A 614-nucleotide genomic window follows, 5' to 3' on the forward strand; every position below is an offset into this window, starting at 1 on the left:
GAGTCGGGCGAATGGGCAAGGCCGATCCGATCCGCTTCCTCGCGGTAGCCGTCGAACACCTTGCGCACCTGCTCCACCGAGTTAAACCCGGTGCAGATCCGCGTGCCGCGCGTGGCCGAGCGGCGTGCCGACGCTTCGCTCACCACCGTCGTCCAGCGATTGGGCTTTGCCTGCAGCGGCTGCGGCACCAGTGTCAGGTTGTCGAAATTCCAGTGCTTGCCGTGATGCGTGATCGGTTGGCCCGGATGGGTCAGCGCCCAGTCCAGCAGTTCCTGCGCCTCCGCATTGCGTTCGTTGGCCAGGGCAACGCCTAGCCCGACTTGCGCCATTTCCGGCGGAATACCGCTGGCCGTGCCGATTTCCAGACGTCCCTGCAGCAAGTGATCGAGCATCCCGATCTCCTCGATCACCCGCCACGGTTCGTAATAGGGTAAAACCACACCCATCACGCCAAGCCGCAGCGTCTTCGTGACCGGAGCCAGCGCGGCAACCAACAGGTTGGGCGACGGGCTGTAGCCGGGGCCGAAGTGGTGCTCGCTAAAGAAGATGCCCTCGAAACCCAGGCTTTCCGCCCGCGTCCACTGGCTCCAGTACGTCGCGAAATGGTCCTGCAC

The 614-nt window shown here is 64.3% G+C and carries 1 protein-coding gene; it reads right to left on the reverse strand.

Translation table 11 applies throughout. The features are described from left to right. Window positions 1-614, reverse strand: a 614-nt coding sequence (locus A7A77_RS17335) for an LLM class flavin-dependent oxidoreductase (protein ID WP_172799945.1), incomplete at both ends; no start/stop codon positions are given.

This window comes from Croceicoccus bisphenolivorans, assembly GCF_001634625.1.
Lineage (GTDB): Bacteria > Pseudomonadota > Alphaproteobacteria > Sphingomonadales > Sphingomonadaceae > Croceicoccus > Croceicoccus bisphenolivorans.